This is a genomic window from Streptomyces sp. NPDC005648 (genome assembly GCF_040605395.1).
Taxonomy (GTDB): Bacteria; Actinomycetota; Actinomycetes; order Streptomycetales; family Streptomycetaceae; genus Streptomyces.
The window spans coordinates 1-18475 of sequence record NZ_JBEXCS010000106.1 but is presented as its reverse complement, the minus strand read 5'-3'; the positions used below and the strand labels follow the sequence as shown (position 1 = coordinate 18475).

General features: G+C 68.4%; 10 protein-coding genes. 4 read left to right on the top strand and 6 right to left on the bottom strand.

All coding sequences use genetic code 11. From position 1 onward, the window contains the following. Positions 1 to 5: 5 nt before the first annotated feature. On the bottom strand, positions 6 to 320 hold the full coding sequence (locus ABZT17_RS38590) for a hypothetical protein (protein WP_356356302.1): 315 nt from the start codon (positions 318 to 320) through the stop codon (positions 6 to 8). 100 nt (positions 321 to 420) lie between these two features. Continuing rightward, a complete protein-coding gene (locus tag ABZT17_RS38585) occupies positions 421 to 6840 on the bottom strand; it encodes an RHS repeat-associated core domain-containing protein (protein ID WP_356356301.1) in 6420 nt (2139 codons plus the stop codon). Between the two features lie 466 nt (positions 6841 to 7306). Here ABZT17_RS38585 and ABZT17_RS38580 point away from each other — a divergent pair, with 466 nt between their 5' ends. Then, complete coding sequence (locus ABZT17_RS38580) at positions 7307 to 8398, top strand: Tat pathway signal sequence domain protein (protein ID WP_356356300.1); 1092 nt, start codon at positions 7307 to 7309, stop codon at positions 8396 to 8398. 111 nt (positions 8399 to 8509) lie between these two features. On the opposite strand, the gene ABZT17_RS38575 is transcribed toward ABZT17_RS38580, so the two are convergent. Further along, complete coding sequence (locus ABZT17_RS38575) at positions 8510 to 8683, bottom strand: hypothetical protein (protein ID WP_356356299.1); 174 nt, start codon at positions 8681 to 8683, stop codon at positions 8510 to 8512. Between the two features lie 858 nt (positions 8684 to 9541). On the opposite strand from ABZT17_RS38575, the gene ABZT17_RS38570 reads away from it, so the two are divergent. Next, on the top strand, positions 9542 to 12457 hold the full coding sequence (locus ABZT17_RS38570) for an AAA family ATPase (RefSeq protein ID WP_356356327.1): 2916 nt from the start codon (positions 9542 to 9544) through the stop codon (positions 12455 to 12457). A 22-nt stretch (positions 12458 to 12479) separates the two neighbouring features. Here the strand turns inward: ABZT17_RS38570 and ABZT17_RS38565 are convergent, their stop codons facing one another. From ABZT17_RS38565 to ABZT17_RS38555, 3 genes are all read right to left on the bottom strand, one after another. Continuing rightward, positions 12480 to 13337 (bottom strand): hypothetical protein, encoded by an 858-nt coding sequence (locus ABZT17_RS38565; RefSeq protein ID WP_356356297.1) that lies wholly within the window; start codon positions 13335 to 13337, stop codon positions 12480 to 12482. A 102-nt stretch (positions 13338 to 13439) separates the two neighbouring features. Further along, a complete protein-coding gene (locus ABZT17_RS38560) occupies positions 13440 to 14285 on the bottom strand; it encodes a hypothetical protein (protein ID WP_356356296.1) in 846 nt (281 codons plus the stop codon). Positions 14286 to 14326: 41 nt separating this feature from the next. Then, positions 14327 to 14677 carry a hypothetical protein gene (locus ABZT17_RS38555; protein ID WP_356356294.1) on the bottom strand — a complete coding sequence of 117 codons (351 nt, stop codon included), beginning with the start codon at positions 14675 to 14677 and terminating at the stop codon, positions 14327 to 14329. Between the two features lie 1119 nt (positions 14678 to 15796). Between ABZT17_RS38555 and ABZT17_RS38550 the strand changes: the two genes are divergently transcribed. Next, positions 15797 to 16855 carry a LacI family DNA-binding transcriptional regulator gene (locus tag ABZT17_RS38550; protein ID WP_356356293.1) on the top strand — a complete coding sequence of 353 codons (1059 nt, stop codon included), beginning with the start codon at positions 15797 to 15799 and terminating at the stop codon, positions 16853 to 16855. Between the two features lie 92 nt (positions 16856 to 16947). Then, on the top strand, positions 16948 to 18360 hold the full coding sequence (locus tag ABZT17_RS38545) for a sugar ABC transporter substrate-binding protein (protein WP_356356291.1): 1413 nt from the start codon (positions 16948 to 16950) through the stop codon (positions 18358 to 18360). Positions 18361 to 18475 lie beyond the last annotated feature (115 nt).

Sequence of the window (18475 nt, the reverse complement as noted above, 5' to 3'; positions counted from 1 at the left end):
GGCGGTCAGCGCGAGCTGGGAGCGTCGCCGCCGTGCTCCCGGTCGTTCGAGGCCGCCTCCGGCCGGAAACCGTAGTGTTCCAGCCGCTTGCGCTCAAGGACGACGAGGAGACCGAACAGCACGCCCACGACCAGTCCCACGAGTGCGATCTGCCAGTCCAGCCTGCCTATGGCCAGCGCACACATACCACTGGCGAACACGGCACCGGCAACCCCGAAGGGCACAGGGTGCCGGACGGCCCGCATCCGGGCGTCCGTGGGGCGCGTGGCCCCGCCGGAATACGCGTCGAGCGCCCAGAACATCCGCTTGAGCCGACTCACCTTTCCCCTCCCACTCGATAAGCACCGGTGTCGACCCCGGGGCCGGGACGACCCTACCTCTCCGTCCCCGCCCCGGCTCAACTGCTGCTTCCTGCTCCGGTTATTCCCTCATCGCCAACCTGAACAGAGCCGTGTTCCCGCCGGCTTTCAGCGCCATGGCGTCGATCGGGCCTCCGGTGAACGTGCCGACGACATTGAGTGCCGTGGACCAGGCGACAGACTCGGCCCAGCCACCGACCGACTTGTTCTCCTCATCGGAAAGCGCGTAGTTGATACTGCCTCCCACGAACCCTCCGAGGGCGGAGCATCCGCCGGCCGCGGCCAGACCTACGCCTTCCGTCGCTGCCGCGATACCGACCACGCAGACACCGGTCACCACAAGGCCGACCACATCGCCGATATGGGCCTTGACGGAATCTCCGACCTTCTCCCACCAGGGCTTGTCGTCCTTCTCGAAGACGTCCTTGTAGTCGTGCTGTACGGCCTTCTTGCACTGGTCAGAGCTCTGCGTCGAGAGAACGTAGCAGCCCGCGAACGCGTTGATCGCTCCTTTCCACTCGTCCTTCGCGTTGTCCAACCACGCCGCCGCCTCGCCCCGGCTCATGTATTGCGACCCGGAGTAACCCAGATTCTTCTTCAGCCAGTCGAAGGTCTTCTCACTCAGCTTCTTCGACGTGTCCTGCTTCTTGCCGTTGGCGAGCCACTCGTTGATCGTCCCGTCGCCGGTCGCGGTGCCCTTCTCCGGGTAGACCTTGCCGCTGCTCGGGTCGTAGCCGACCGACTCCTGTACGTCCTTCGGGCAGTCCGAGAGGTCGTACAGGCACGGGTCGCCGTGCGGTTCCAGGCCGGTCGGGTCGCTGTAGGCGATCGGGTTGTTCATCGCATAGCTGTACAGGTTCATGTTCTGCGGTGTGTACGGCGTTCTCAGCGGGTCCGTGGAGATGAACCGGCCGAGTTTCGAGTCGTACATCCGGGCGCCCAGGACGGACAGTCCGGTGTCGGAGTCCTCGCTCTTGCCGAGGAAGCCGTGGTCGGTGCCGCTCGGCAGGCTTCCGCCGCGCTGGGCGCCGAAGGGCAGATAGCGGCGGCGGGTGACGGCGTTGGTCGCGGAGTCCACCGCCACCGACGTCGACGCCTGCGGGTCGGACATCACCCAGGTGACGGTCCCGCCGGTGCCCGAGGTGCGCATCGCGACCGTGCTGGTGCCGTCCGCGTAGTACCGCGTGCCGGTGACGGTGCTGCCGGCCTTGCGGATCTCCTGGCCGCCCAGGTAGAGGACCGTGGCCGCGCTGCCCTTGCGGAGCAGCATGTTGCCGTCCGCGTCGTAGACGTACGACGTGGCCGAGGCGCCGGTGGTCTGGACGAGCTGTCCCAGCTCGTTCCAGATCAGCGTGGTGCTCGCCCCCTTCACCGTCCTCGACGTCATCTGGCCGGCGTTGTCGTAGCCGTAACTGTCGGTGCCCGTGGGCGTCTTGACGGAGGAGACGGCGTGCGGACGCGCCGCGTTGGGGGTGTACGTCGACTGGTCGGCGGAGTAGCCGGGATAGACGTAGTCGTTGACCACGGCGCCGGTGGACTTGGTGTCGGTGACCTTCTGAAGGTTGCCGGCACCGTCGTAGGTGTAGTCGAGCTGGTACGGGTCCGTGCCGGTGGCCAGATCCGGTGCGAACGGGCCCGTGCAGCCGGCGGTGCTCAGCGTGGTGTACGCCCGGGAGAGCCGGTTCAGCTCGTCGTAGCCGAAGCACTGGTGCTGGCCGGTGGTCCTGTCGTTCAGATCGGTGATCTGGCCGCCCAGGTCGTAGGTGTAGTCGTCGTTCTGGACGGTGCCCTTGGCCGTGGTGGTCGTGGTGATGTTCTTCAGCCAGCCGGTGCCGGTGGTGTCCTCGTAGGTGTAGGTGCGCTTGGCGCTGTTGGCGGCGCCCGTGACGCCGTAGGCGCGGCCGGTGAGACGGCCGAGGGAGTCGAAGTCGGTCGCGTCGACATAGGTGGTGCCGCTGATGCTGCTGGTCACCTTGTCCTCGAGACCGGACGCGTCGTACGACGTGGTCACCGTCTCCGCCGGCAGCCCGGCGGTGGCCGGGTAGGCGACGGTGGTGGGGTGGCCCGCGGCGTCGTAGCCGTAGGTCGCGGTGTAGGTGCCCTGCAGCCCGTTGCCGTCGGTGGGGACGGTGACCTTGCTGTCGGTCAGCCGGCCGTTGGCGTCGTACTTCACGGCCTCGGTCGTGTAGGCGAAGCCGCCCGAGTACGAGGTGGAGGTGGCCGCCCTGCCGATGCCTCCGGTCGCGGTGTCGTAGGTCCTGCGGGTCAGCACGGTGCTGCCCTTGGACACGGTCAGCGGCCGGTTCAGGTTGTCGTAGGCGTAGGTCAGGACGGCGTTGTTGCCGTCGGTGGTCTGCTGGACCAGGCCGTTGGCGTCGTACTGCGTCAGCCGCGTGCCGGTGTCCAGTTCGACCGACTTGGTCTGCTCGCCGAGCCAGTTGTACTCGTACGTCGAGATGTTGCCCTTGGCGTCGGTGAGCTTGGTCAGATGGCCGGAGCGGTCGTACTCGTAGCTGGTGGTGTAGGTGGACGGGCCGAACTCCACGATCTTGGAGGTCTGGCCGAAGACGTCGTTGTACACGTTCCTGCGCTCGCCGACGGACGGCATCTCGGTGACGTAGTCGCCGTGGTAGTTCTTCAGCGTCTGCAACTGGGCCTGGGGGTTGCCCAGCGCCATCAGCCGCGACTGGGTGGTGCGTCCGGCGTAGTCGATGATCAGGTCGGTGTACGAGGGCAGGTTCGCCACCGTGGGCAGCACCATCCCGGAGCCGGCCGTGGAGGAGTTGTAGAACGGCGCGCTGGTGCCGGTGACGTTGCCGGAGGTGTCGTAGCGGGTGGAGACGACGGTCCGGCCGGAGCCGGTCGGTGCCAGGGTCTGGGTCTCGCGGGTGCGGCCCAGGCCGTCGGTGTAGGTGTAGCCCGTCATGAACGTGGAGCCGGACAGCAGTTGCTGGGTCGTCACCTTCGGTGGGACGGTGGACACCAGGTCCGGGACGCCCTCGCTGTTGTCGGACGTGGTGATCGTGTAGCTGAACTTCGCCGTCGGTGTGCCGTCCGGGTAGTTGGCGATCTGCGCCGGCTTGAAGACCTGGACGACGCGGCCCACCGCGTCGAGCACGGTCCGGGTGGTCTGGCCGTTGGCGTCCAGGACCTGCTGCGGGATGCCCCACAGCCGGGACGACCAGGTGGTGGTGGACTGCGCAGTCGCGGGACCGCCGTCGTCCGGGTCGGGAGTGGTGACCTTGACGCCGTTGACCGGCCAGGACGTGTTCGGCTGGTAGACGGTCGTGGTGGTCTTGTTCTTGCCGTCGGTGCTCGACGTGGTCCGGCCCGCCGCGTCGTAGCCGTACTTCGTGAGGCGGTAGTTCGTTGCGTCGGTGTACTTCAGGACGGCGGTGATGTTGCCGTCGGCGGGCTTGTTGTTGGCGGCCGGCTCGCTGCCGGTCGCGACCGCCGCGTTGTCGAAGAGCTTGACGGCGTGGCCGTTCTGCTTGCTCAGCCGGTCGGTGGCGGCGCAGTCCGCCTCGTAGTGACGTACGTCGTCCTGCAGCACCATCCAGCGCTGGACCTGCGAACCCGGGAACAGGTCCGTGTTGTAGGCGTAGCCGTATGTCGTGCAGCGGTTGTCGTCGAAGGAGCTGAGGCCCCAGTCGTTGGTGCGCACCGGGCGGCCGTACGTCGTGCTGCGCGCGTCCGCGTCGTCGTACTCGTCCCTGACGACGTGCTCGCGCCAGCCCGCGGAGGTCAGGTCGTGCGTGGTGGTCTTGGTCTCGCGCACGAAGCGGGCGTCCGGCAGACCGTCGTACTGGGCGGTGTCGTGGACCCAGTACTCGTGCCACACCCGTTTGTGCGACTGCCCGGTGCCGTCGCGGTCGCTGGACTCCAGGACCCGGCCCGCCAGCCAGGGGGAGTCGGTCTTCGCCGCGCTGCCGCTGTCACCGTCGTCGACGGTCACGGAACGGGTGGCGGACGAGTCGGTCTTGGAGGTGCGGTCGCCGTCCATGCCGCGGTACAGCCAGTAGTAGGTGGAGGCGGCGTTGTCCTTGGTGCCGGTGTGGACCTCGACCTGCTGGTAGCCGCGCCAGTCGGTCCAGGACTCGTTCGCGTCCTTGACCAGCGGGTCGTTGGGGTACGCCCAGGCGGGCTTGCCCACGTAGTCGTACGTCGTCGTCATCACCGGGTCGCCGTCGTTGGCGGCGCCCGCTCCGGGTCCGGGGTCGACGCTGACCTTGGCGACCACGTACTTCTTGAACCAGCCGGTCTTCTCGGTGGTCGAACCCTCGGGCACCCAGCGCTGCTTGAAGCAGGCCTGGGTGTTGTTGGACTCCGACGGCGGACTGTTGATGTCGCAGGTGTCCTGCGCGTCGTAGTTCCGGTAGGTGACGTTGGTGAACGCGCCCAGGTCTCCGTGGATCTGGGTGACGCGGCGGAAGTTCAGTACGCCGCCGCCGAGTTGGTTGTCCCGCCACTCGCCGTTGATGTTGATGGTGGGCAGGGTGATGTCCGTACCGTTGCCGTATCCGCGGCGCTGGACGTAGTCCAGCCAGAGGTTGGCGTCGATCACACCGTCCGGGTTCGGCAGGCCGTACTTCATCTGGTACTGCATCGCCGGGTCCCAGGCGGAGCTGTCGTTGTCCCGGACCCAGGTCTTGACGTCCCACAGCATCTTCGTGGCGAAGAACGTCGGCGAGTACGTCTCACCGGTGATGCTCTTGCAGCCGTCGGTGCCGTCGCACATCAGGTCCGTGGGCACGTCGGGATACGAACTCGGGTTGCCGGAGATGCCGGGGCACGGGTCAGGTTCCTTGGCCAGGGGGTCGGTGTCGCTCATCCGCTCCACGCAGCGGCCCACGTACCGCAGTTCGACCTGGGCGGGCAGTTGCGCGCCGGCGATCTGCGAGGCCCAGCCGTACTCGATGCGCACCGGGTAGGCGGCGGAGTCGTACGTGCGGGCCTGGTCGGTGAGCAGGACGGAGCGGTATTTGTTCTGCTCCTTCTCGTAGAAGTAGGCCGTCTCGACCTCGTTGGGGTCCACGACCCGGTCCAGGCCCCAGCGGTAGGCCTGGGTGGAGACGCCGACGCCGCCGTTGTAGCCGGGCTCGCCCGGGTTGTTGCCGAAGACGGGGACCGTCAGTACGGAGTTGGTCGCCGTGCCCGTCTGGCGCTCCGAGCGGCCCCAGCCGAAGTAGTAGCGCATGCCCTCCTGGGTGGAGACCACCCAGTACTCGTCGTCCGAGCCGTAGCCGCCGGACAGATGCTGCACCCGCCAGCCAGGGTCGTCCAGGACGTGGTACCAGCCGGTGCCGTTGTTGTCCTGCACGAGCTGCGAGGTCACGCCGTTGAGGTTGATGACGTAGACCGCGCCGTCGGGCTCCTTGGTGGAGTTCGGCGAGTCCCAGCACAGGTCGCCGACCCAGCCGCTGCCGGTGCCGTCGTCCTGGCAACCGCGGTAGCGGCGCTCGATGAAGCCGATGCCCAGGTCCCAGCCCAGCCCGGCCGTCCCGGCCTGGGTGTTCACGGCCGAGGTCATGCCGTCCACGGACTGCGAGTTGTAGTTGAGCGACAGGCTGGGCGCGGTGCCGGCGGGGGGCTTCGGTACGTCGATGGGGAGGCTGTACGTGAACGCGCCCGACCCCTTGGAGACGTTCCACGAGCCGGTCGGGCTCAGCGTCGAGGCGCGGTAGTCACCGGCGTCGGACGACGAGCCGGACGCCAGCGCGTACACCGTCCCGGAGTCGGTGGTGGCAGCCAGGGTCTGGGCGGACTGGAACTGCGACAGCGTCGAGCCGTTGGGCTGGATCACCGGGACGCGGGCGGCCGGGTCCCCGTCCGCTTGCACGGTCGCCGTGATGGTGTTCTTCGCCGTGTCGTTGGTGATCGGCACGGACTTCGGGGTGTCGTACGAGCAGCCCTTGGCCTTCGGTGTGGTCAGCGCGCACGCGGGCAGGGCGACGAGGCGCAGCCGGGAGGCGAAGTTGCCGCCGTAGGCGTCCTTGAAGCCGGAGTAGTCGATGGCGACGCGCACCGGGCCCGGGGTTCCGGTGCCGTCCCGCCGGGTGACCCGGACGCCCACGCCGGTGCCACCGACCGGCGCCAGTCGGGCGTGGTCGAGGACCTTGACGTCGACGTCCTTCGGGGCGGCGGTGAGGGGTGACCGGGTCCCGGGGAGGGACGACACGAGGGCGGCCGGGGAGGCGGGTCCGACCTGGACGGTCGCCTTGCCTCCGGCGGCCGGGGCGACCGGGGCGGACTTGCCCGCCGTCAGGTCGGCCAGGGATATCCGCGCCTCGGCCGACTTCGGCCAGGTCGCGCGGGCGGGCTCGGTCCGCGTCGGCTCCGCGCCGTCACGCGGCACGCTCCCGGGAGCCTCGGCAGGTACGTTCACCGGCTTGGGCACCAGGGTGACAACCGCCGCCGCGGCCTCGGCCGCCGGTGCTCCCAACAACGACACGGCCACCGCCGCGGCCAGCGCCCACGACATGTTCGTTCTGTGTCTGCGCCTCAATCGCACCGATCATCCCCCCCAAAAAACGGCCAAAACCGCCCACACCCCAGTGGGCAAGCAACGTGAACGGGCTATGACGTTGGGTGGTCTTTGAGTCAACCGCTGGTCATGACCTGATCAAAGGTGCACGCTAAACGGCCCCACCCGTCAGCCGACAGCCCCGCAAAACGGATGATCCACACCAACCCCCTCTTCACACTCTCCTTACGAGAGTGACTTGGATCACGTTTATCGAAGATGTGGACATCGGTCGCGATTCGATTCACCCGAAGTCCGTTGCTTGTCGATTCAGGCAGATTGCAGGCCACTACGAGATTTACTCCCGGTTCCGCCGGAATCGACCCGACCTCGGGAACGGCGACAAACCGAGGCTGGCGTCACGAGATCTCCGGATGCTTCAATCCCCCCTCACAGCCAAGGAGAACTCCAGGGGGAAGACGACATGGGTGACGCTCTTTCGGGGATGAGTCGCAGACAGCTCGTGAAATGGGCCGGGGGAATGCTGGGAACGGCCGCACTGGGCTCGGCCGCGACCGTCGCCCTGACCAGTGGCACCGCGTCCGCGGCGGTCGCCGCATCCACGAAGTTCGACCTCACCGCGCCATCGAGTGAATTGCTGCGGGAAATAGACCTCCAGGACGTACGTGTCCTGCAGTCCTTCTCCTTCGACAACACCAACAAGCACGTCTACACGGTCAACCTGGTCCAGGGCGGCCGCCAACTCCCCGGCGAAACCCGCCAGTACACCGGAACCGAGCGCGCGGCCAACGGCGACCTGGCCGTCACCCGCCTCGATCTCACCGGCGCGGAAATCGGCCGAATGTACCTCAAGGGATTCGGACACGGTGTCGCGATCGCCGCCGAACCCTCAGGAAACAGCGCCTACTTGTGGACCGAGACCGATGCCGTCGCCGCCACTGATTCGGCCGGCGTCACCAATGGGTGGGGCAGCAAGCTCGCCCGCTTCAAGTTCGTCAACGGCACAGTCCTCACCAGCGATTCGTCGCAGGTCACCAAGTTCAGCCCGGTGTCCGGAGCCGACCGCACGACCATCGCCATCGACCCGGTCAACAGCCGCCTGGCCGTGCGGTATCGCGTCAGCGGCGTCTTCAAGTTCAGCCTCTACGAGCTCACCGCGTTCAAGGCCGGCACATTCACACCGCTCGCGACAGTGACACAGCCGACCGGTAGCGCGTATTCCGACTTCCAGGGCTTCACGACCCTTGGGCAATACCTGTACATGATCGACGGAAACGCGTACACGTACGCGGACAGCACGACCACGACGCCCACCAATCCTGCTGGCAACACATACATCACGAGAATCGACTGGAACACCGGATCCGTAAGTGACCGCCAGCTCACAAAAGCCGCGGAAAGCCTCTACTACCGCGAACCCGAGGGCCTCGCCATTCAAATCCCCGACACCAGCAACACGGCCGCCTGCCGGCTGGTCATGGGATTCGCCTCCGAAAACTCCGCTACCGATACGGACAAGATGGCGAGTTTCTATTACAAGAGCTCCCTGATCTGACCGTGCGCCGGCCGGCCGAGGCTCAGGCCACCATCCCCGATGCGGGGAGAAAGACCCGGGCCCTTCCGTGTTCTCACCGAAGGGCCCGTCCTCATACTGCAGCCGGTGATTTCACGGTGAGTGAGCGCGCGCGGCTCGGGTGCGGTAGTGGCTGGTTCGGGCCCGGGTCTGGCGGCGGATGCTCCAGCGGTGCCGGTGCAGGGCGAGCCAGGTCCGGGCGGTGCGGGCGGGGGCGACGACGATCCGGTCGTACGCACGGTGGTGTGCCGGTAGCACGAGCACCACTTGCGTACCTCGTGTTCGTCCAGGCCCACCTGCCCCTTCGCGGCCTGTGGGGTGGGCCGCACGGCGAGGTTCCTGCCGTTGGACAGGTCCTCCGTGCGACCTCCCTCCGAACCGGACATGCTCGTTTTCCAGGCATCCGGCGCGCCAGTGAGAGCGTGGTGAACGTCGCAGGACTTCCTTGTTTGCGGAGGTGGACTTCCATCTCGCCGGGACGCTCACACAGCTCGCATCTCCCCATCCGGAGCCGGGAGACCAGCTCTTTGCGGGGGTAGATGGTGCGTTCCGGGAGGCGGTCGTTGATGGCCGCGATCTTCGTCAGCACCCGTCCGCCCCGAGTGCCGGTTGGGCACCCCCCAGGGAGACGCCGATGCTGCCACGGGCCTGGACGGGCATCGAGCACATCGTTGCGTGGGTCGAGGTGGGCGAGTCATCCCACCTGCTGCACTCCCTTGACGTCGGGGGATCATTGATCACTCCTTGTTCACAGCCAAGGATGCCCGTTGCCGGCAGAGGGCGGCACCGAGTCGCACCCGACAACCCGGACCGGCATTACAGCCGGCAACCGGGACAAAGAATGGTGCACCGCGTCCGCCCAGTTCAGCCGAGGAGAGCGAACCCTCGCACAGCGGATCCCCTTTCCTGTGTGCAGAGTCTCCGCCCCGGCGCCGGGAGGGCTGAGGGGAACCACCCGTCTCCGACCGGACCGACGGCTCGCCCTGTGAGATCCTTCCGCCCCGGTTCACCGACGCGGCGGTTACGACGATCACCGGGAGAGAATGATATGTGAGGGGAATGTAAAGACAGGGGGCAACTGTGGGCGCGGACGCGGTAGTTGAGGACAGCGAGAACGGGGCTCCGTTGCTGGGCCGCTCCGTCGAGCTGGCCCGGTTCGACGCGCTGCTCGACCGCGCGGCACGCGACGCGCGCGGAACGGCGAGGGGCAAGGAGTTTGGTGACAGCGGCCGCTCCCGGCTCGTCGACATCACCGGTGAGGCAGGCATCGGCAAGAGTCGGCTGCTCCGCGAGGTCTGCGCACGGGCACGCCGACGCGGAATGACGGTACTGCGCGGCAGAGCCACGGAGTACGAACGGCAGGTGCCGTTCCAGGTGTTCACCGACGCGCTCGCCCACCTCGACCCGCACGCCCTGGACGGCTTCCAGGAGACCGACGCGGTGGCGCCCCTTCTCCAGCGGAACGGCACGGTCGACCGTTTCGGACTGCACCGGTCCACGGCCGCCCTGCTCGCCCGGCTCGCCGCCCCGTCCGGGCTGCTGCTGGCCCTCGACGACCTGCACTGGGCGGACCCGTCGTCACTGGAGTTGCTGGACCATCTCGTACGCCATCCCCTGCACGCCCCCGTCGTTTTGGCCGTGACGCGCCGTGACCGCCAGACTCCCGAGTCCCTAGCCGCCAGGCTCACCCGAGAACTCGACACCGGCACGGTCATCAGACTCGGCCTGAGACCGCTGAGCTCACGCGACTGCGCCGAACTGGCCGGCCCCGGCCTGCCGCCCGCCGAAACCGCCGCGCTGTACGCCGCGAGCGAGGGCAACCCGTTCTACTTCCTGACCCTCCTTCAGGCCCACCGCGGGCGTACGACGCCCCAACCCTCGGCGCCGCCCGGGCTCGGCAGCCTACTGCTGGACGAACTGACGGTGCTCGCCCCCTCCCGGCGCGACATCGTCGAGGCCGTGGCGGTACTGGGCGAGCACGCCACCCCGGCGATGGTGAGCCGGGTGACCGGCCGCTCCGGCACCGCGTTCGCCGCCGACGTCCACGCCCTCACCCGCCGCGACCTGCTGCGCTCCGCCCCGCAGGGCCTGCTGACCTTGCGGCATCCGGTCGTACGAACCCTCGTCCACGAAAGCACGCCTTTCTTGAGACGCGTCGAGATCCACCGGATCGCCGCGCAGGAACTGGCCCGCGCGGGCGCCTCCGCCGCCGAGCGGGCCCACCATGTGGAACAGTCGCTGACCGCCTGGGACCCGGCAGCGGTGGCCGTGCTCGACGAGGCCGCCGCCCGAACCGCCCGTACGGCCCCGGCGAGCTGCGCCCACTGGCTCGATGTCGCCCTCCGTCATCTTCCGCACACTCCCGAACACACCGCCCGGCGGCGCGAGTTGGTCTTCCGGCGGGCCCGCGCGCTGGCCGCGTGCGGTGGCCTGCGCGAGAGCCGCGACCTGCTTCAGGAGCTGATAGCCACCCCGCGGCGGTCACCCGACGGCCCGGCCACCGTTGAGGACCAGGGCCTCAGAGTGCGCGCGGTCGTCCTGTGCGCGCTGGTGGAACGTCATCTGGGGCGCTGCACCGAGGCCGTCGCCCTGTTGCGCCGGGAACTGGCCCGCGGACCCGCACCGGCCCACGTCGTCCGGCTCGGCCTGGAGCTCGGCTCGGCCGCGCCTCAGGACAGCGACACCTCGTACGCCCAGGTGCGCACCGAGGTCGAGGCCGCGCTCGCGGCGGCCCGGTCCACGGGCGACGAGGTCGGGGAGGCCGGCGTCCTCGCCGTAGCAGCATTGGGAGAAGCGTACGAGGGCAACATGACCGCGGCGCACGGACTCGCCCGGCAGGCCGCAGCCCTGGTCGACTCCCTGCCCGACAACGACCTGACCGCGCTGTGCGAGCCACTGGCCCGGCTCGGCTGGGCGGAGGCCTTCCTGGAGCACTACCCGGACGCCGAGCGGCACGCGGAGCGCGGCCTCGACATCGCCCGCCGCAGCGGCCAGCTCTACGTCGTACCCCATCTGCTGCTGTGCCTGTCCCATGTCCGGGTCCAGACCTGCCGGGTCTCCTCGGCGGTGGAACTCGCCGACCAGGCCGAGGACATCGCCCGCGGGATCGGCAGCGACCAGTTGCTCGCGTTCGTACTGGCGAGCAAGGCCTCGGCGCTCGTCGCCGGCTGCCCGCCGGGTGATCCGCGCCCCCTCGCCGTCGCCGAGGAGGCGGTGGCCGCGGCCGGCAGCGGGGTCGACTGGTGGGCGTCCACGGCCTGGTGCATCTTCGGCTGGGCCGCGCTCATGGCCGGCGACCCGGTCCGCGCACGGGACGCGATGCTCCGGGCGGGCGGCCCCGAACTGCAGCGGATCCAGCCGTCACTGCGCCCGCTGTACCTGGAGATCCTGGTCACCTCCGCACTGGTGACGGGCAGGCCCGAGGAGGCCCGCGGTTGGGCGGAGCGGGCTCGGAAGGAGGCGGAACAGCTGGGGCTGCCGATGCAGCGGGCGTCCGCGCTGCGCAGCAGCGCCCATCTGCCGCTGGCGCAGGGGGAGACGGCAGCGGCGGCGGACCTGTTCGCGGAGGCCGCGGCGGAGAGCGCCGGCTGCGGCGCGGTCTTCTGGGAGGCCTACTCCCTGCTGCTCGGCGCCCCGCTGGAAGCGGCGGCGGGCCGCGGCCGGAGCGGCACGCACGCCTGGCTCAGGGGGCGCCGGCTCGCCGAGGCGGGCGGCAGCGGAATGCTGGTCGGCCTCGCCGACGCCACCCGTCCGCCCGGCGGCGGCTCGGAGACTCCGTACGGTTCCCCGGACCGCGCCGAACTCACCGAGCGGCTGGCCACGCTGACCGCCCGGGAGCTGGAGATAGCAGAACTGGTGGCGCAGGGGCTCACCAGCCAGGCCATCGCGGACCGGCTCTACGTCAGCCGTCGTACCGTCGACACCCATGTCTCCCGCACCTTCCGCAAGACCGGGGTCTCCTCGCGTACCGCCCTGGCCACGTTGATGGCCCGCCGCCGCGGTGGGAGCCGCTTCGGGGAGGGCCGCGCCGACCAGGGCTGAACCCGGTACGCCGGTCGGTCGCCTACCTGACGTCGACGAAGTCGCCGGGCGCCGTCGCGGAGCCGGTCGTGGTGGTGCCGGCGAAGACGAAGCGGTAGTAGCCGTCCGAGACGGCCTTGGTGGTGGCCTTCAGGGTGCCGGTGCTGCTGGTGTTGACCGTCTTGAGGGTGGTGTACGTGTTGCTGCCCTTCTTGCGGAACTGCAACCGCACCGGCTGGTTCGCGTATCCCGCGTACTTGCCCGTGGTCCAGTTGGCGCGGCTCAGCTTGCCGGTGACCGTGATGGTTTTGCCCTTCTTCACCGGCTCGGGAGAGGCGTCGGCGGTCAGCGCGGCGGCGCGCTTGATCTTGGCCCTGGCGACGTCGTCGTCGTAACTGGCGTTCGCGTAGAGGTCGTAGGCGCCCAGGAAGAGTTTCCAGGTCCCCGCGGTGCCGTTGCCGTGCTTGAAGGCGACCGCGGGGTCGATGGTGAAGACCGTCTTGCAGCTGTAGCTGTAACCGCCCTGGACCGGCGTCTCCGCGCAGACGGGGTTGTCGTCCGTGCCCAGGGCGCCGGTGATGGTGTCCGTGCTCGAACTGTCGGTGCCCTGCCACAGGAACGCCGTGGTGAGGGCTACGCCTTCCTCGTCGAAGGCGGTGAACGTGACAGGCACGGCCTTCTTGCCCGTCACACCGAGAACGATGTCCTTGCCGTTGTTGACGACGCCGTCCTTGAAGGTGGTGCCGCCCAGCGCGTCGTTCGGCCGGACGCTCCGCGAGGCGAAGGCTCTGAGATCCGTCGCCGTTCCAGGGTGCTCCGCCGCCTGGGCGGCACCCGGAAGAACGAGCGCCGAGAGGACGAGGGCGCCGGAAAGGACGGTGGCGGCGGTGTACGTACGCATGTGATTTCCCCAGGGTGCAGTGAAAGGGTCAGGAAGTCGGTGCGAGCCCGGCCCCGCAGAAGGGGCACAGGGAGTGACTCAAGGAATGGCGGAGGGAATGGCTCAGGGCGCGGCAGTGCCGAAGACGTCGCCGAGGTCGAAGCTGCTTTCGGGCGTCGGGTACAGGTCCGTCGGGTACAGGTCCGTCGGGTACAGGTCCGTCGGCTGGGAGCCCGGTGCGGGTACATCGGCCGGGTCGGCGGTGGGCTTGCCGTCCGGGCTGCACACCTGCGGCGCCGAGGGCTCGGACAGTTCGTAGTCGGCGACCCGCTTCGACCGGAAGTCCACCGTGGCGCGCCCCGAGACGTCCTGTCCGCCGCCGACCCCGACCTCCTTGGGCAGTTCCTTGCTCGTCAGCGGCTTGCCCACGGTGATCGAGAGGAGGGCGCCCACGCAGGGGCTGCGGTCCGTCGCGTAGAGGGACGCGGGCAGGGCGATCTTCTGATCGACTCTCGCGTCCGCATGGAGTTCGACGCGTTTCACCCGGTGGATGTCGAAGTAGTAGCTGGGCCGCAACCCGTTCGAGAGGCGTTCGCCGTCGGCGCCGTCCGCGACTCCGTACACCAGCTTCCAGAACTCGACCTGCACGGTGATCTTCCGGCAGAGCGGTCCGTTGTACCCCGGCACGCTGACGACCGTCACCCCCTCGTCGTCGTAGTCCTCCTGGGGCGTGGAGACGACGAGCTGAACCCAGTCCTTCGATTCCTCGGCCGTCCACCCCCTGTTGTCGTGGCAACCTGACGCCCCGGTCGGATACGGCGGAGTGAGCGAGGGAGTCGGCGAAGGGCTCGGCGACTCGGACACCTCCGTTGCGCTCTCGGACGGATCCCCGGAAAGGGATGTGCCCTGGGCACTCGAACAGCCCCCGGTGAACAGGACGGCGACGGCGAGGACCGAGGCGACAGGCACGACGGAGTGTTTCGGCCCGGGTGTGCGCCTCGACATGTACCTCACTGGTCGAACCAGTTCCTGGCTTCCGCGGAACTGAAGCCCCGCAGCACGACGAGGGCGAAGACGATGCCGGGGACGACCCCGACGCCGCCCCCCTGGAACAGGCCCAGCACACCGCTCAGCAGGCCCAGCGCCTCGATGACGATGACCGTGACACGTACCCCGTTCGACCGCTTGCCCGCGAAAACACCGCACAGCAGGAGCGCCCCCGCGATCAGCAGCGACAGCACCGCCACGAACCGGAGCAGCCCGACCCCCTCGTCCTGACCGTGGTCCACCGCGTCGTTCACCACGGCCAGCAACAGGAATCCCGCCGCCAGGTTCAGCACGGCCTGGACCCATACCCCCACCAACGCCAGCCTGACATTCCTCGGCATCTGCGCTTTCACGCTCGGTGTCGTCATGAATGCAAGAAAAACGGCACAGGTGTCAGGGACACGTCGGTAAGAGTACGTATTCCATGTACGTACGTGCTGTCGCCGCCCTGCCGGAGCGATCTCCTCCGTCGTCGCTTCGGCGCGCGGAATCGCGCCGGCTGCTCTCGGCGACGAGGTCCGCAGGCACAAGGCGCGACTGCGCCCGAGGGGCATCGGCCCAGGACGGCTTCGGCGTACGGATCTGGGCCGCCGCCGACCACGGGGACCTCACCCCGTACAGGCACCGCTGATGGGTGCGCTCCCTGTACGTGATCCCACACATCCCGAGCAGTGGCAACGGCTGCGGAACGGCCGGATGTGGCACGGGTCGTCTTCGGCGAGGCGGTGCGAAGGCAGTCGCCGGTGCAGACCTTCTTCTGCACCGCCACCACTGACGTCGCCGTCATCCCCGAGGGCACCAGATCCTCATGCCCCTCGGCGCCGCCACCGTCCCGGCCCCTGTACGGCCCCTGGATCTTGTCACCGAGCCTTCAGTCGGCCGGTCGGACACCGCAAGCCAACCTCAATCACCTACGCCGCCGCAGGTCAGATGGGCTGGAGCTCCCCCAAGTGTCACCGGACTCCAAGCTGACGAGCAGCGGATTCAGCCCGTTCAGGCGAAGTTGACGATCCGACACCCAAAAATGAACGTTTCCGCAGGTCACAGCCCTGCACAGGTGGGGCGGGTGGGACTCGAACCCACGGCCGACGGATTATGAGTCCATTGGGGATCTTGGCGGCCCTTGCCGATCAGTGCTCATCCTGACCGTTTTCCCACGTCAGACGCGGTTTGCCGTCTCAGTCCCTCTCAGCCCTTGTCAGTCTTTTCCGATCCTTGTGTCCAACCTACGTCCAGAACTCGTCCCCACCACAGCCAGTCGCCGCAGAAGTTCGAGGCTCCCCGGGACACGGGCGGAGAGCCGGGGCGGGACATGCCGCGGCCACGAGTTCGTAACGAGCCATTGACAGCGGCTTTGGCCGAAGGCACTCTCAGTGCACGCGGTTGGCTAAACGATGAGCCAACCCGGTATCAACCACTTTGGGGTGGAGATCATGGCGCGCCGGATCGGGATCAAGGACGTGGCTGCCGCGGCAGGTGTGTCCACCTGGACGGTGTCGCACGTCCTCAACCGGGTCGAGGGCAAGCGGATCGGTGCGGAGACCCGGGAGCGGGTTCTTCGGGTCGCCGAGGAACTCGGGTACAAGCCGAACAGTCTGGCCCGGGGGCTGCGGACGCAGCGGTCGCAGACGATCGGCTTCATCGGTGACGAGATCGCCACCACCCCGAACTCGGGCCGGATCATCCTCGGTGCTCAGGAGGCCGCGGCGGCGCAGGGCATGGTGCTGCTGTTGGTGAACACCGGCGGTGATGCGGAGCTGGAGCGGCGCAGCATCGAGATGCTGCTGCAGCGCCAGGTCGACGGCGTGCTGTATGCGGCGATGTACCACCGGGTCGTGGAACTCCCCGAGAGTCTGCGCTCGACGCCGACGGTGCTGCTGGACGCGCGCTGCGAGGACCCGTCGGTACCGTTCGTGGTGCCGGACGAGGTCCAGGGCGGTCATACGGCGGTGCGCGAGCTGATCGAGCACGGGCACCGCAGGATCGGCATGACGGTGGGCGTCGCGGACATCCCCGCGCTGCACGGCCGTATCGAGGGCTATCGCAAGGCAATGGAAGAGGCGGGGATCGGCTACGACCCTGCCCTCGTGGCCGCCGAGAAGGCGGTGCACATAGGCACGCCGGCCGGGGACGCGGATGCCGGTTACCGGGCGGCGTGGCGTCTGCTGACTCTCGATGAGCGGCCGACCGGGCTGTTCTGCTTCAACGACCGTATGGCGGCCGGCGCCTACCGCGCGGCGGCCGAACTGGGTCTGTCCATTCCCGGTGATCTGTCGGTGGTGGGCTTCGACAATCAGGAGCTGGTCTCGGAGACGCTGCATCCGAGGCTGAGTACGGTCCAGCTCCCGCACTACGAGATGGGGGCGCGGGCTGTCACGCAGCTGCTCGCGCTCACCGGAACGCCGGACTCGCCACCGGGCCCGGTCACGCAGGAGATGCTGCATTGCCCGCTGGTGGCACGGGCATCGGTCACTTCGCCGCCCCGGCTCTGAACCCGGGACGGCGAAGCACTCGCAACAAGACAGGCGGCCGGTGCAACGGTCGTCATCCCTGTCTGTACTTGGAACACAGTGAGGGTACACGTATGTCCTCTGGGGACTTCAAGACTCAGCTCAGCCGCCGTTCCCTGCTCAGAGCGGGCGCCGCATCCGTGGCGGTGGCGGGTGTGGGCTCGCTGGCGGCGGCCTGCTCATCCGGCTCTTCCTCCAGCTCGTCGGGTTCGAAGACGCTGAAGGTGGCGATCTTCACCGATCAGGCGTCGGCGGACAAGATGCAGAAGGCGGCGGCGCAGTTCGAGGCGGCCCACAAGGGTGCGACGGTGAAGTTCATCGGCACCACGGGCACCGACTGGAACGACTTCTTCAGCAAGCTGCTCACCCAGATCTCCGCGGGCAACGCACCGGACGTGTGCTGTGTGGCGACCGAGGGACTGCAGCTGTTCGCGGAAAAGGGGCTGGCCGAACCGCTGGACGACTACGTCAAGCGGGACGCGGCCGAGCTCAAGCCGTACTTCGCCGACGTCCACCCGGCGCTGGTCGAGGCGATGATGTACCAGGGGCACCTGTACGAGCTGCCGACCGACTTCAACGCCGGCAACATGTTCTACAACACCTCCCTGTTCAAGAGCGTCGGCGTGGAGCGTCCGGCCGACGACTGGAGTCGGGACGACTTCCACGACATCGCCAAGAAGATCTCCGCCAAGGGCGGCAACACGGTCGGCTACGACTGGGTCGTGCGCCTGTGGGGCTCGTGGACCTCGTGGATGTACGCCAACGGCGGCAACCTGCTGAGCGAGGGCAAGTGGGACGGCGGCGACTGGCTGTGGAAGACCTTCTACCCGGGCGACCCGGCCGCCTCGGGTCGTAAGGGCGGCTGGCGCTGGGGGGATCCGACCGCGAACTCCGCGCCCACCGTCGAGTCGCTGGAGTACCTGATCCAGCTCCAGAAGGAGGGGATCTCGCCCAAGCCGGACGTCGGCGGGGGCACCACGCTGCAGGGCCTGTTCGCCAGCAACAAGATCGGCACGGCCATCGGCGGCGGCTTCTGGGCGGGCGGCCTGCACAACGCGGGCATGGCGGATGACGCGTTCGACGTGCAGTACTTCCCCAAGTGGCAGTCGCAGCGCCACCTGTTCGGCTCTGGCGGCTACGGCATCATGAAGTCGTCCAAGAACAAGGACCTCGCCTGGGAGTTCCTCAAGACCCTGGTGCAGCCGAAGAACATCGACCTGCTGATCCCGGGCAACGTCACCACCCCGGCCCGCAAGTCGATGCTCACGGCGGAGCGGTACGCCACCACCGGCCCCAAGCACTGGAACGTCTTCTACGACACCCTCACCAAGTTCCCCGAGACCGCGCCGATCCCGGCTCCGCCGTACTACCAGGCGATGGCCATCGCGCTGAACAAGCGCACCACGCAGGCGATGTCCTCGGGCAAGGCGAAGGCGGCTCTGGACGGGTTGCAGAGCGACCTCGAGACCGCCGCGAAGACGGGATGACCCGCTGATGTCCCAGCCTGTCCGAAGCCGCAGCCGCGCGTCCGCCCCGGCGGGCGAGGGCCATCGGGAAGGGCGAGGGCGACACGGTGACCGTACGCCTGGAGGAGCGGCTCGG

What these genes read in the sequence shown, in the direction of transcription:
- ABZT17_RS38585 (WP_356356301.1), bottom strand. Translation starts at nt 6,840, where the DNA reads ATGTCGTGGGCGCTGGCCGCGGCGGTGGCCGTGTCGTTGTTGGGAGCA.
- ABZT17_RS38580 (WP_356356300.1), top strand. Translation starts at nt 7,307, where the DNA reads ATGGGTGACGCTCTTTCGGGGATGAGTCGCAGACAGCTCGTGAAATGG.
- ABZT17_RS38565 (WP_356356297.1), bottom strand. Translation starts at nt 13,337, where the DNA reads ATGCGTACGTACACCGCCGCCACCGTCCTTTCCGGCGCCCTCGTCCTC.
- ABZT17_RS38550 (WP_356356293.1), top strand. Translation starts at nt 15,797, where the DNA reads ATGGCGCGCCGGATCGGGATCAAGGACGTGGCTGCCGCGGCAGGTGTG.
- ABZT17_RS38545 (WP_356356291.1), top strand. Translation starts at nt 16,948, where the DNA reads ATGTCCTCTGGGGACTTCAAGACTCAGCTCAGCCGCCGTTCCCTGCTC.